Genomic DNA, 13,069 nt, shown 5'->3' with positions numbered 1-13,069 from the left:
AGGCATGGGAAAAGACCGCCCATGTTGCCCCGGCCCGACATCAGAGACTCGCTGCCCTGCACACGAATGCGGGGCTGAACGCGCTTGAGTCTCGTGCCCCGCTAGGGGCGGCCGTTCGGAGTTGAGTATCATGTCGGGCAAAAGCACCTATTACGTCACCACGCCGATCTACTATGTCAACGACGTGCCCCATATCGGGCATGCCTACGCGACGCTCGCCTGCGATGTCCTGGCGCGTTTCAAGCGTCTCGACGGCCATGACGTCCATTTCGTCACCGGCACCGACGAGCACGGCCAGAAAGTCGAAAAGGCGGCCGCCGCCGCCGGCATGACGCCGCAGGCCTTTACCGACAAGGTGAGCCAGTCGTTCCGCGATCTGATCGGCGTGATGAACTACAGCCCCGACGGGTTCATCCGTACCACCGAGCCGCGCCACTACGCCTCCTGCCAGGCCCTGTGGGAGAAGCTCGTCGCTTCGGGCGACATCTATCTCGGCAAGTATGCCGGCTGGTATTCGGTGCGTGACGAGGCGTTCTATGCCGAGGACGAGACCACGGTCGGTTCCGACGGCAAGCGCCGCGCCGGCCCGGTCAACAACGAGGTCGAGTGGGTCGAGGAGCCGTCCTATTTCTTCAGGCTCTCGGCCTGGACCGACCGGCTGCTCGAGTTCTACGAGAAGAACCCGCGCTTCATCGCGCCGGAGAGCCGGCGCAACGAGGTGATCAGCTTCGTGAAGGGTGGCCTGCAGGACCTCTCGGTTTCGCGCACCAGTTTCTCCTGGGGTATCCCCGTGCCGGGCGACGAGAAGCACATCATGTACGTGTGGCTCGACGCGCTGACCAACTACATCACCGAGGTGGGCTATCCCGACGAGAGCAATCCTCTGTGGCGTTTCTGGCCGGCGGATGTGCACGTCGTCGGCAAGGACATCATCCGTTTCCATTGCGTCTTCTGGCCGGCGTTCCTCCTGTCGGCCGGCATTCCCGCGCCCAAGCGTGTCTTCGCCTCGGGTTGGTGGACCACCGAGGGGCAGAAAATCTCGAAGTCGCTGGGCAACGCGATCGATCCAGTCGCAGTGACCAAGGAGTTCGGCGTCGACCAGGTGCGTTACTTCCTGCTGCGCGAAGTGCCGTTCGGCAATGATGGCGACTTCCAGCGCCGCGCCCTGATCGGCCGCATGAACGCCGACCTTGCCAACGCCTACGGCAATCTCTGCCAGCGCGTGCTGTCGATCGTCGCCAAGAATTGCGGCGAGAAGGTCCCGCCCAAGGGAGACCTGATCGAGGCGGACACAGTCCTGCTCGACCGCGCGAAGGGCCTGCTGGCCACCGTGCGTGCCGAGCTCGACGAGCAGGCCTTTCACAAGGCGCTGACCTCCATCTGGGAGGTGATCGCCGACGCCAACCGTTACGTCGACGCGCAGGCGCCGTGGGCGCTGGCCAAGACCGACCCGGTGCGACGCGACACGGTGCTGTGGGTGCTCGCCGAGACGATCCGGCGGATCACGCTTCTGGTCCAGCCTTTCATGCCCGCTTCGGCGGCGAAGATCCTCGACCAGCTGGCGATCGCGCCGGAGAAGCGCGCCTATGCTGCCTTCGACGAGGAGCTGGTCTCCGGCACGGCGCTGCCGCCGCCGCAGGGCGTGTTCCCGCGCTTCGTCGAGCCGACGCCCGCCGCTGCGGCGCCGGTCAAGCCGCCGAAGCAGCCCAAGGCGCCCAAGGTCCCCAAGGCCGCAGGCTGACATGCTGATCGACAGCCACTGCCATCTCGATTTCCCGGAGCTGACGAGCGACGAAGGCGGGGTGCTGGCGCGCGCCCGGACGGCCGGCGTCGCCGGCATGCTCACGATCGGCACGCGCCTCGACCAGTTCGAGCGGGTGCGGGCGATTGCCGAGCGCCACGACAATGTCTGGTGCTCGGTCGGCGTCCATCCGCACGAGGCGAAAGAGGAGGGACAACGCACCCCCGACCGGCTGATCGAGGCGACGCACTATCCCAAGGTCGTCGGCATCGGCGAGACCGGCCTCGACTTCTATTACGAGCACAGCCCGCGCGAGGAGCAGGCCGAGAGCTTCCGCGCCCATATTGCGGCGTCGCGAGAGACCGGTCTGCCGCTGATCGTGCACACCCGCAACGCCGACGCCGAGACTGGCGACATGCTGGAAGAGGAATACGGGAAGGGCGCCTTCCCCGGCCTGATCCACTGTTTCAGCTCGGGCCGCGCCGTGGCCGAACGCGCCCTGGCGCTCGGCCTCTACATCTCGATCTCCGGGATCGTGACCTTCAAGGCGGCTGAGGACCTGCGCGCCATCGTGCGCGACGTGCCGCTCGACCGGCTGCTGGTCGAGACCGACGCGCCGTACCTGGCGCCGATCCCCAAGCGCGGCAAGACCAACGAGCCCGCCTTCGTTGCCCACACGGCGGCCAAGGTCGCCGAACTGAAGGGCGTGAGCCTGGCCGAGCTTGAGGCCGCGACCACCGATAATTTCTTCCGGCTGTTCACCAAGGCGGAGCGTTCCCGGTGCGCGTAACCATCCTGGGCTGCGGGACCTCGGCGGGCGTTCCCCGGGTCGGCGGACCGGGCGGGACGGGCGAGTGGGGGGCAGCCAACCCGGCCGACCCGCGCAACCGCCGCACCCGCTGCTCCATCCTGGTCCAGGACCAGGGAAAGACCGTCTTGGTCGACACCTCGCCCGACCTGCGCAGCCAGCTCCTGGCCGCCGAGGTCGAGCGGATCGACGCGGTGATCTGGACCCACGACCACGCCGACCAGTGTCATGGCATCGATGACATCAGGCCGTTCGCGCTGCGCCAGGGGCAGATCGAATCCTGGTCGGACGAGCGGACTTACGGGGTTCTGAGCCGGCGCTTCGGCTACTGTTTCCATGCCGAGGGTAACGGCTTCTACAATCCGATCTACGATCATTCGGTCATCTCCGGTCCCTTCCGCGCCGCCGGTCTGCCCGTGGTGCCCTTCCTGCAAGACCATGGGACGATTCCCTCGCTGGGTTTCCGCTTCGGCGCCGTCGGCTATGCCAATGACGTCGTCATGCTGCCGGAGGAGTCGCTCCAAGCCCTGGAGGGCGTGGAGGTGCTGATCGTGGACGCGATGCGCTACCGGCCTCACCCGACCCACGCCCATCTCGACCGCGCCCTGGAGTGGATCGACCGGCTGCGGCCGCGTCGGGCCTTCTTGACCAACCTGCATGTCGATATGGACTATGCTGAAGTCGACAGGACGACGCCGGCTCACGTCACGCCTTGCCACGACGGTCTGAACATCGACCTCTAGGGTGAATAATTGTTATATACCAGATGGATATCGGATCATCCTAATCTGATAAATGAGCGTAAACGAAAGGAGTCCGGACGCCGGATGTTCCTGTCCGGCGCGACGGCCGCCGCTTTTGCGCTCTCGACCGGGTCCCTCGAAGCCCAGACGACGGGGCGGCTGGATCCCGGCGGTCTCACGTTTCGGGATTTCGGCGTCCCCGACAACGGTTCGAGCTTCACCCGCGGCGAGCAGAGCATCGGCGGCGGCACCACGCAGACCTTCACTCGCGTCCTCGGCATCGATCCGGCCAGCCAGGCCGTCCGGCTGCGGTTCGATTCGGTCAAGGTCGAGCTGCTGCTGCCCATGGGGTGGCAGGCCACCGAGGATGGGGAGCGGGGCGTTGCCTACACGCTCGACAAGCGCATCAGGCTGATCGTGTGGCGGGTCGACTTCGCCTATGAGGGCGTCCGGGACGCCGAGCACTACGCCGCCACCAAGGCCGGTTCGATGAAGGCCCGCCGGCCCGGCGTCCAGGCCCAGGCACGCAAGCTACGGGACGGCAGTTTCCTGGTGGTCTACGAGAACGTGCCGAAGGGACCGTCGGACAGCACCGGGCCGCGCACCGTCTTCGACCTCATCCTTCCGGATCCCAGGAACCCGAAAGTCGGCGTGCTGGTGACGCTCGGCGTGCCGACCAACGAAGCCGGGCGCGGGCTGCAACTCCTGGCGCTTATAACGCAGAATATGAGAATAAACTGGTAATCCTATGATATGGATACCATATCAATATTTGTCATAATATATATTATACGATAATCGAGAATGAGTTCGACGCCATGACTTCAGGCAAGCCGACCCCGGAAATCCTGCCCAAGGAACCACTCCCGCGGCTGCTGGCCGTCATGGCCTGGCTGCGCGACCGCCAGCATGGCTGCCCCTGGGACATCGACCAGACCTTCCGCACCATCGCGCCATACACGATCGAGGAAGCCTATGAGGTCGCCGACGCCATCGAGCGCGAAGACATACCGGCGCTGAAGGAAGAACTCGGCGACCTGCTGCTCCAGGTCGTCTATCACAGCCAGATTGCCAGCGAGGCCCAGGCCTTCGGTTTCGACGACGTGGCCGCCGCGATCGCCGACAAGATGGTCGACCGCCATCCGCACGTCTTCGGCGACATGGACATCCGTACGGCCGATGCCCAGACCGTGTCCTGGGAAGCCCGCAAGGCGGCCGAGCGGGCCGCGAAGGGCATCACGGAAGGCGCGACGGGTGCTCTGGACGGGGTGGCGCGCGCCCTTCCCGCCCTGATGCGGGCCGAGAAGATCCAGAAGCGGGCCGCCCGGGTCGGTTTTGACTGGGTGGCGATCGGGCCGGTCATCGACAAGATCGAGGAAGAGCTGCGCGAACTGCGTGCCGAACTGGAAGCCGGAAAGGTCGAGCAGGCCAAGGTCGCGGACGAACTTGGCGATGTCCTGTTCGCGGTCGCGAACCTCGCCCGTCATTGCAAGGTCGACCCAGAGGTCGCGCTGCGGGCCACAAATGACAAGTTCGAGAAGCGTTTCCGCCACATTGAGCGCCGCCTGGCCGAAACCGGCCGCAAGCCGTCCGACGCCAGCCTCGAGGAGATGGAAGCGCTCTGGCAGGAAGCCAAGACGCGAGTTTGAAGTCTCTACGGCCTCGGCGTCAGCAGTGGCAGGCGCGAGGCTTCGAGGAGCGCCCTCGCCTCGTTCAGCGCCTCTTGCGTCGAGGCGGTGATCAGGCCGGCATTGAGGGGCTGGGCCGGGCTGTAGGGGGCCGCGCCGAACTGCACTGCGTCGCCGCCCGCCTCCCGCATCATCAACGTGCCCGCGGCGTGATCCCAAGGCTTGGTCGTGCGGTAGAGGCTGAAATTCGCCCGGCCCGCCAGAATCTCCAGATACTCGGCGCCGGCGCAGCGCAGGGTGGTGATGGTGCCGAGCCGGGCGCGCTGCCCAGGACCCAGCTGCTCGTCGAACGACCGGGCGATCTTGTAGCCGACGAAGCCGTTGAGTGGCCGGGTGCCGGGCACGCCCTGGATCGACTTGCCGTCGAAGCGCACGCCACCGCCCAGATGCGTCACCGCCATCCGGTCGTTCGGCACGTCGAGGATCCAGCCGGCGACCGCCCTGGTGTCCTGAACCAGACAGATAATCATCGCAAAACGGTCGCGGCCTGCGGCGAAGTTTGCAGTGCCGTCGAGCGGATCGACGATCCAGCAGGCCTCGCCCGGACGGGCGATGAGATCGAGCAGGCCCGGATCCTTCTCGACCGCCTCCTCGCCCACCACCGGCACGCCCGGCAGGATCTTCGCCAGCCCGCTGGCCAGCCGCTGCTCGGACGCCACGTCAGCCACGGTGACGATGTCACCCGGCCGCTTCTGGCGGACGTCGTCCTTGGAGAGATTGCGGAACCGGGGCAGCAGCTCCGCTGCCGCCGTCTCGCGCATGAGTTCAGCGACCCGTTCCGAGCCGCCAGTATCGAGCATCGGCCTCAGCCGACGACGCCGAACAGGTCCTCTTCCTTCAGGATCACGTGATCTTCGCCGCCGAGCTTCACCTCGGTGCCCGACCACTTGCCGTAGAGGACGGTGTCGCCGACCTTGACGCCGAGTTCCTGCAGGCGGCCATCCTCGAGGCGGCGGCCCTTGCCGACCGCGACGACCTTGCCCTGTATGGGCTTTTCCTGGGCCGTGTCGGGAATGATCAGACCGCCCTTGGTGCGGGTCTCGGCAGCCACCGGCTTCAGCAGAATTCGATCGTGCAAAGGCTTGAAACCCATGGTGTTTTCCTTCGTCCTGAGAATGCTGGGCGCTTATAGGAACGGCGCCCGCGGAGTGTCAACGCAGAGCTGTCAGCGCGCCTGCTGGCGGCGCTCGAACTGGGCCGCGGCGGCGGCATCGAGCGCCACCGTGAGCCAGGCAGTGTCCCCTTCGTCCCGGCGGCTGCGCACCTCGCCGTGGCGGTAGAGCCAGGCGATGGTCGCCCCATCGGCCAGTGGCACCGAGACTTCGCGCGCCTCGCCGGTCGCGCCCAGGAGGTCGCCGATGGCGTTAAGCAACCGGTCAACGCCCTCCCCGGTCAGCGCTGAAACTGGATATTGCCGTGCCCGTTTGGCACCCGTGGCGGTTCGGGTCTCGAGGGTCTGGCGCACCTCCTCAGGCAGCGCATCGACCTTGTTCAGCGCCTCGATGAACGGGCGCCCCCCTGCCTCGTCCAGCGCTCCGAGCTCGTGCAGCACGTCTTCGACGTCGGCGCGCTGCTGCTCGGTGTCGGGGTGGGAGATGTCACGCACGTGCACGATCAGGTCGGCCTCGATCACCTCTTCCAGGGTAGCGCGGAAGGCCGCGACCAGATGAGTCGGCAGATCTGAGACGAAACCGACCGTGTCGGAGAGGACGCAGGATTTGCCATTCGGCAGCTTGATCGAGCGCATCGTCGGATCGAGCGTGGCGAACAGCAGGTCCTTGGCCATGACTTCGGCGCCCGACATCCGATTGAACAGTGTCGACTTGCCAGCATTGGTGTAGCCGACCAGCGCCACGGTGGGCAGGCGCGCCTTCTTGCGGCCGGCGCGGTTGACGGCGCGCGTCTTGCGCACGCTTTCGAGGTCGCGCTTGATGCGCACGATACGCTCGCCGATCAGGCGGCGGTCGATCTCGATCTGCGATTCGCCGGGGCCGCCCAGGAAGCCGAAGCCGCCTCGCTGGCGCTCGAGATGGGTCCACGACCGAACGAGACGGCCACGTTGGTAGTCGAGCGCGGCCAGCTCGACCTGCAGACGTCCTTCATGCGTGCGGGCACGCGCGCCGAAAATCTCCAGGATGAGGCCGGTACGGTCGATGACCTTGGCCTGCCAGGCCTTTTCGAGATTGCGCTGCTGGACCGGCGTCAGTCTGTCATCGACGACGACCAGGCCAATGCCGAGTTCTTCGACGGCCTGCGCGATCCGAGCGACCACGCCCTTGCCGAGCAGAGTCGCCGGCGTGACCTGGCGCAACGGCGCGATCTGCTCCAGTTGGACGTCGAGGTCGATCGCCCGGGCAAGGCCCACGGCCTCCTCCAGCTTGGCCTCGCTGTCGCGGTCGCTACCGCGACCGCGCGGTCCCGCCATGTACGGACACACGACCGCAGCGACCGTCGCCGGACGCACGGTCTCCAACGGCTGCCGTGCACGCTTTTCGGGTTCGTCCTGCTCGAATTCGTCGATCAAATCAGCCCGCGTCGGCCTTGTCCCCGTCGAACAGCTGCACCGGCGTGACCGGCATGATGGTCGAGATCGCATGCTTGTAGACAAGCTGCGAATGCCCGTCGCGGCGCAGCAGCACCGAGAAATTGTCGAACCACGTGACGATGCCCTGCAGCTTCACGCCGTTCACGAGGAAGATCGTGACCGCAGTCTTGTTCTTCCGAAGGTGGTTCAGGAAGACGTCCTGAACGTTCTGTGCCTTTTCGCTCATATTCTTGGCCTCTTGGTGGGCGGCCGGCTGCCAGAGGGTGGCCGGATTGGGGGTACGGGGTCTCTCCCCGCTACCGAGTCGCCTCGTATATAGGGGAGGTTGGTCTCAAAGCAATGCCACCAGCTGATGACAATTGCGCGCTCGCAGTCTCGGCGGATGCTCCAGCAGGGAACCCGACAACTCGTCTGCGCCCCCCACGAGAACGGGCAGACACCCGGCCGCGTGTGCACTCTTGAGGTCGGCCTGGGTGTCTCCCACCATCCACACGCTCTCGTCTGGGGCAATTCCCGTGCCGTCGAGCGCCAGGTAGATCGGATCCGGCGCTGGTTTGTCGCGGGCGGCGTCCCGCGCACCCACCGACCGCGCGATCCACTTGCCCCAGCCGAGATGCGCGACCTCGGCCCGCAGATTGTCGCCGACCTTGTTGCTGACGATCGCCACGTAGAGCCCCTTGGCGTGGCAGTGCGCGAGCAGGGTGTCGGCTCCGTCCAGAGGCTCCAGCCGTTCGAGGTGGATGCGCAGAAAGGTCTCGTAGAAGACCCGCTCCGCCTCCCCCGCCCGGTCGCCGAACAGAGTCGGGAAGACTTCGCGCAGGGAGCCATGGGCGCGATCCTGCACCTCTGCGGCGGTCCACGGCGTCTGGCCGAGCGCCGTGAAGGTGTCGCGGTAGCATTCGACGATGGTCGGCCAGGTGTTGACCAACGTGTTGTCCCAGTCGAACAGGACGGCGCGCGGCGGCCTGAGGCCCTCCGGCAGGCTCACGTCACGGCCTCTCCCGCCTCCGAGAAGCGGACATATTCCTCGCGCAGGCGCCGTGCCGTGGCGCCGACCTTGCCGTCGCCGACCTTGTCGCCGTCGATCTTCACGACCGGCGTCACGAAGGAGGTGGCGCTGGTGATGAAGGCTTCCTTCGCTTTCTTCGCCTCATCCAAGGTGAAGGGCCGCTCGACGAACTTGAGCTGCAGCGAATTGCAGATCGACTTCAGCGTCTGGCGCGTGATGCCCGACAGGATGCCGTTGTCGGTTTGGCGGGTCACCAGCTCGCCGTCGTCGGTCACGATCCAGGCGTTGGTCGACGCGCCTTCCGTGACGCAGCCCTTGTCATCGAGCAGCCAGGCCTCGTAGGCGCCTGCTTCGCGCGCGGCCTGCTTGGCCAGCACGTTCGGCAACAGCGCCACCGTCTTGATGTCGCAACGCTCCCAGCGAATGTCGGGCATGCTCTTCACGGCGACGCCCGGACCGGCATCGGCGTCGATGTGCTTGGTGGCCTTGGTGGTCATCACGAGTGCGGGCTTCACCGGCGTGGTCGGAAAGCCGTGGTCGCGCCGGGAGACGCCGCGCGTCACCTGCATGTAGACCAACCCGTCACGCAGGCGGTTGCGCCGCATCAGTTCGCGCAGGATGAAGCCCATCGTGTTGCGCGACACCGGCCAGCCGATCCGCAATTCCTTCAGCGAACGGTCGAGCCGGTCGATGTGCGGCTTCTCGTCGATCAGCTTGCCATCGCGTACGCCCACCACCTCGTAGACACCGTCGGCCAGCTGGTAGCCTCGGTCCTCGATATGGACGCTCGCTTCACGATGGTCGACGTACCGACCGTTTACATAGGCATAACGCGCCATGACGCCCTCTCCTCTTCAGACCGACGGCTCGGCACCGGTGCCGTTGCCCTCGGGCAGACCACCGTGCAGGCCGAGCGACTTCAGCTTGCGATGCAAGGCCGAGCGCTCCATGCCGACGAAGGTGGCCGTCCGTGAAATGTTGCCGCCAAAGCGCGTCACCTGGGCCAGCAGGTATTCGCGCTCGAAGACCTCGCGCGCGTCGCGCAGCGGCAGCTGCATGATCTCCCCGCCCTTCTCCCAGCGCAGGACCGACGGCGCGTCCTCGCTCACGTCGTTGGGCAGCACGTCGGCGCGGATCGGCGCGCCGCCCGGCGGCGCCAGGATCAGCAGGCGTTCGATGACGTTGCGCAGCTGGCGCACGTTGCCCGGCCAGTCGTGGCCCTGCAGCGCCGCCTGCGTGTCCTCGCCGATCGAGCGCGACGGGAGACCGGTGGCGTCGGCCACCCGCTTCAGCAGGTCGAGCGCCAGCTCGGGAATGTCCTCGCGGCGCTCGCTGAGCGGCGGCACCCGCAGGCCCACCACGTTCAGGCGATGGAACAGGTCCTCGCGGAAGCGGCCGCCCGCAATCTCCTCCTGCAGGTCACGCGCCGTCGTCGCCAGCACACGCACGTCGATCTCGACCTTTGTCCTGCCGCCGTCGCGGGCATAGGACTGCTCGTGCAGCACCCTCGCCAGCCTGCCCTGCAGCGCCAGCGGCAGGTCGGCCACTTCCTTGAGCACCAGCGTGCCGCCATGCGCCATTTCGAAGGCACCCGACACGCGCAGCGCCTCGGCCTCGGTGTCGCCGTCGGTGCCGAACAGTTCGATCTCGAGCCGCTCGGCCGGCAGGGTCGAGCAGTTCACGACGACGAAGGGTCCGTCAGCGCGCTTCGATCCCTGGTGAATCAGGCGCGCCACCGTCTCCTTGCCCGAGCCGGAGGCGCCGGTGATGAGGACACGGCTGCCGGTCGGCGCCACCTTCTCGATCTGCGCACGCACGCCGGCGGCGTCGCTGGAGGATCCCACGAAGGTCACCTCGCCGCCCGCGCGTCGGCGCAGCGCCACGTTCTCGCGCTTCAGCTTGTCAGCCTCGATGGCGCGGTCGACGACGAGCAGCAGGCGATCGGCCTTGAACGGCTTCTCGACGAAATCGTAGGCGCCGCTCTTGATCGCCGATACCGCGGTATCGATCGTGCCGTGACCGCTGATCATCACGACGGGGATCGGCGGATCCTCGCGGCGGATGACTTCAAGGATCTGCAGCCCGTCGAGTTCGCTGCCCTGCAGCCAGACATCGAGGATGACGAGCGCAGGCCGGCGCTGCCGGACCGCCTCGATCGCTTCGGTGCTGTTGTGGGCACGGCGCGCGGTGTGACCCTCGTCCTCGAGGATGCCGGCGATCAGTGTGCAGATATCGCGTTCGTCATCGACGATCAGAATATCGTGGGCCATGTCACTTCAAGCAGCCCGCATGGAACCGGCGGGTCATTGTGCGGCTGTCACATGCGGTCGAGCCGACGCGATTTCCTTCGCGTCTCGCCGGAATACCAGACTGATGCGGGCACCGCCACCCTCGCGATCCTGCAGCGACAGGAACCCGCCATGGTCCTCCATGATCTTCTTCACGATCGCGAGACCGAGGCCGGTGCCTTTGGCTCGGGTGGTCATGTAGGGCTCGGTCAGCCGCTCGCGGCCTTCCTTCGGCAATCCGCGGCCATTGTCCTCGACGACGATGCGCAGGCCGGTCTCGTCCTCGATCAGCGACAGGCTGATCTCGCCCTGTGGCAAAGGCGTGTCCGACTTCTCGTCCCTGCCCTCGATGGCCTCGGCCGAGTTCTTCAGGATGTTGGTCAGCACCTGCGAGACCTGGCGGCGATCGCAGTTCAGGGGCACCGGATGGCCGGGAAGGTTCACCGTGTAGCGGATGCCGGGATTGCCGTTGCGTTGCAGGAACAGGGCCTGCTGGCACAACTCCTTCGCATCCTCCTCCTTCACGGTCGGCCGCGGCATGCGGGCGAAGGAGGAGAACTCGTCCACCATGCGCCCGATGTCGCCGACCTGGCGGATGATCGTGTCGGTGCACATCGAGAAGGTGTCGGGATCCTCCTTGATCTGCTTCAGGTAGCGGCGCTTCAGTCGCTCGGCCGAGAGCTGGATCGGGGTCAACGGGTTCTTGATCTCATGCGCGATGCGGCGGGCGACGTCGCCCCAGGCCGCCATGCGCTGCGCCGACATGAGGTCGGTGACGTCGTCGAAGGTCACGACATAGCCCGCGCCCGTGGCCGCGCTGATGCGGACAAGCAGGATCTGCCGGGCGCCGCGCTGCAGGATCTCGACCTGGCCCTGGGTCATCCGGTCCGGCCGCTCGGCCGCCTGGTCGACCAGCGGGGCCAGTTCGGGCATCACCGCGATCAGCGGCCGCCCCAGCACGCCGTCTTCGGGCAGGGCCAGCAGGTCGAGCGCCGAGCGGTTGGAACGCATGACGATACCCTCGCCGTCGACGCTCAGCACGCCGGCGGACACGCCCGCGAGGACCGCGTCGGTGAGCCGGCGCCTGGTGTCGAGTTCGGTGTTTGCGTGGACCAGTTCGCCGCGCTGCTGCTCGATCTGGCTGGCCATGCGGTTGAACGAGCGCGCGAGCTGGCCCAGCTCGTCGTTGGGCGGCCCTTCCTCGACACGGGCGCTGAGGTCGCCGCCGCGCACCCGCTCGGCCGCCTGCATCAATCCGCCGATCGGCTCGGTCAGGCGGGTCGCGAACAGGATGGCGAGCCAGACGGCGGCCAACAGCATCAGGAAGGCGATGGCGCCGCACACGACGAAGATGATGAGCTGGCTGCGGCGCAGCGCCGACTCGATCTGCGAGTAGAACGAACCTGCGAACTCGATGCTCTTGATGTAGTCGACCACCCGGAGATCGACGGCGTGACCGGTCGCGAGGAACAGCGGCTCGCCGACGAACAGCTGCATCACGAAGTAGGCGCCGTTCGGCGATTCGATCTGGACCGGCCGCGCCTGGTTCACCGCCTGCCAGAGGAACTGAGCGGGCGGCACGGGATTGGCCATACCTTTCGCGTCCGGCGCCTTGGCCTGGGCGATCACGCCCTTGTCGGCATCGAGCACGGTGGCCTCGATGATCGGCCGTCCCTCGATCAGGCGCTCCAGCATCGCCTTGGTCGCCGCCGGATCGCGCACGCCGTCGACCCCCTCGGCCTGCAGCGGCGCGGAGATCGCCTCGATATCGTTCAGGATTTCCTGCTCGCGCGCGCGCCGCACCGGCTCGCCGATGGCGCGCGCGGCCTCGTAGGAGGCCTGCGACGGTTTCACGACGAAGTCGGTGAAGCTGATCACCAGCATCGACAGGATGATGGTGACGATGACCGTCGGCGTGATGGTGAAGATGCTGCAGACCAGCACCAGCCGCATGTGCAGGCGGGAGCCCGCCGCCCCACGCCTTCGGTCGAGCCAGAGCTGGGTCAGCCGGACGGCCACCACGGACACGAGGGCGATGGCGATGACGAGGTCGGCCACCAGCAGGCCCGTCATCCAACCGCGCGTGCTGAACGATTCCGGCACGAAGCCGGCCAGCCACGCATAGGTCGCGGCGCCGGCGGCCATGGCGAGAATGGCCAACGAGACGGCGGCGACACGCCCGCTGAGGCTGCGGAGCATCGCGCTCATCTTGTCGCCCAAGCGTGAAACGCCCAGCGCAGCTGTCAC

13 protein-coding genes are annotated in these 13,069 nt (G+C 66.8%); 5 read left to right on the top strand and 8 right to left on the bottom strand.

Going from position 1 to position 13,069, the window contains the following annotated elements; translation table 11 throughout:
- Positions 1–130 precede the first annotated feature (130 nt).
- The 5 genes from metG to mazG all read left to right on the top strand — a co-directional run bounded on the left by metG (position 131) and on the right by mazG (position 4,941).
- The gene (gene metG / locus ACT6UX_RS05005) at positions 131–1,741 is read left to right on the top strand and encodes a methionine--tRNA ligase (protein WP_444774032.1); all 1,611 of its coding nucleotides are present in this window, start codon (positions 131–133) and stop codon (positions 1,739–1,741) included.
- 1 nt (position 1,742) lies between these two features.
- A complete protein-coding gene (locus ACT6UX_RS05000; protein ID WP_444774031.1) occupies positions 1,743–2,531 on the top strand; it encodes a TatD family hydrolase in 789 nt (262 codons plus the stop codon).
- A complete protein-coding gene (locus tag ACT6UX_RS04995; RefSeq protein WP_444774030.1) occupies positions 2,522–3,292 on the top strand; it encodes an MBL fold metallo-hydrolase in 771 nt (256 codons plus the stop codon). The genes ACT6UX_RS05000 and ACT6UX_RS04995 overlap by 10 nt, the downstream gene beginning before the upstream one ends.
- A gap of 84 nt (positions 3,293–3,376) precedes the next feature.
- Positions 3,377–4,036 carry a hypothetical protein gene (locus ACT6UX_RS04990; RefSeq protein WP_444774029.1) on the top strand — a complete coding sequence of 220 codons (660 nt, stop codon included), beginning with the start codon at positions 3,377–3,379 and terminating at the stop codon, positions 4,034–4,036.
- A gap of 74 nt (positions 4,037–4,110) precedes the next feature.
- Positions 4,111–4,941, top strand: coding sequence for a nucleoside triphosphate pyrophosphohydrolase (gene mazG / locus ACT6UX_RS04985; RefSeq protein ID WP_444774028.1), 831 nt, complete (start codon positions 4,111–4,113; stop codon positions 4,939–4,941).
- A 5-nt stretch (positions 4,942–4,946) separates the two neighbouring features.
- Here the strand turns inward: mazG and ACT6UX_RS04980 are convergent, their stop codons facing one another.
- The 8 genes from ACT6UX_RS04980 to ACT6UX_RS04945 form a co-directional block, all read right to left on the bottom strand.
- A complete protein-coding gene (locus ACT6UX_RS04980) occupies positions 4,947–5,780 on the bottom strand; it encodes an inositol monophosphatase family protein (protein ID WP_444774027.1) in 834 nt (277 codons plus the stop codon).
- A gap of 5 nt (positions 5,781–5,785) precedes the next feature.
- Positions 5,786–6,073: a co-chaperone GroES gene (locus ACT6UX_RS04975; RefSeq protein ID WP_444774026.1), complete on the bottom strand. Its 288-nt coding sequence runs from the start codon at positions 6,071–6,073 to the stop codon at positions 5,786–5,788.
- Between the two features lie 72 nt (positions 6,074–6,145).
- Positions 6,146–7,453 (bottom strand): GTPase HflX, encoded by a 1,308-nt coding sequence (hflX, locus tag ACT6UX_RS04970; RefSeq protein WP_444774136.1) that lies wholly within the window; start codon positions 7,451–7,453, stop codon positions 6,146–6,148.
- Between the two features lie 52 nt (positions 7,454–7,505).
- Positions 7,506–7,751, bottom strand: coding sequence for an RNA chaperone Hfq (hfq, locus tag ACT6UX_RS04965; RefSeq protein WP_298318941.1), 246 nt, complete (start codon positions 7,749–7,751; stop codon positions 7,506–7,508).
- Positions 7,752–7,856: 105 nt separating this feature from the next.
- Positions 7,857–8,513, bottom strand: coding sequence for an HAD family hydrolase (locus tag ACT6UX_RS04960; RefSeq protein WP_444774025.1), 657 nt, complete (start codon positions 8,511–8,513; stop codon positions 7,857–7,859).
- Complete coding sequence (gene dat / locus ACT6UX_RS04955; protein ID WP_444774024.1) at positions 8,510–9,373, bottom strand: D-amino-acid transaminase; 864 nt, start codon at positions 9,371–9,373, stop codon at positions 8,510–8,512. The genes ACT6UX_RS04960 and dat overlap by 4 nt, the downstream gene beginning before the upstream one ends.
- A 15-nt stretch (positions 9,374–9,388) precedes the next feature.
- On the bottom strand, positions 9,389–10,804 hold the full coding sequence (gene ntrX / locus ACT6UX_RS04950; protein WP_444774023.1) for a nitrogen assimilation response regulator NtrX: 1,416 nt from the start codon (positions 10,802–10,804) through the stop codon (positions 9,389–9,391).
- Between the two features lie 33 nt (positions 10,805–10,837).
- Positions 10,838–13,030, bottom strand: coding sequence for an ATP-binding protein (locus ACT6UX_RS04945; RefSeq protein ID WP_444774022.1), 2,193 nt, complete (start codon positions 13,028–13,030; stop codon positions 10,838–10,840).
- Between the last annotated feature and the right edge of the window lie 39 nt (positions 13,031–13,069).

It is taken from the genome of Reyranella sp., from assembly GCF_052439685.1.
Lineage (GTDB): Bacteria > Pseudomonadota > Alphaproteobacteria > Reyranellales > Reyranellaceae > Reyranella.
Note: the sequence above shows the minus strand (reverse complement) of the source record. Positions and strands in the feature narration are given on the sequence as shown.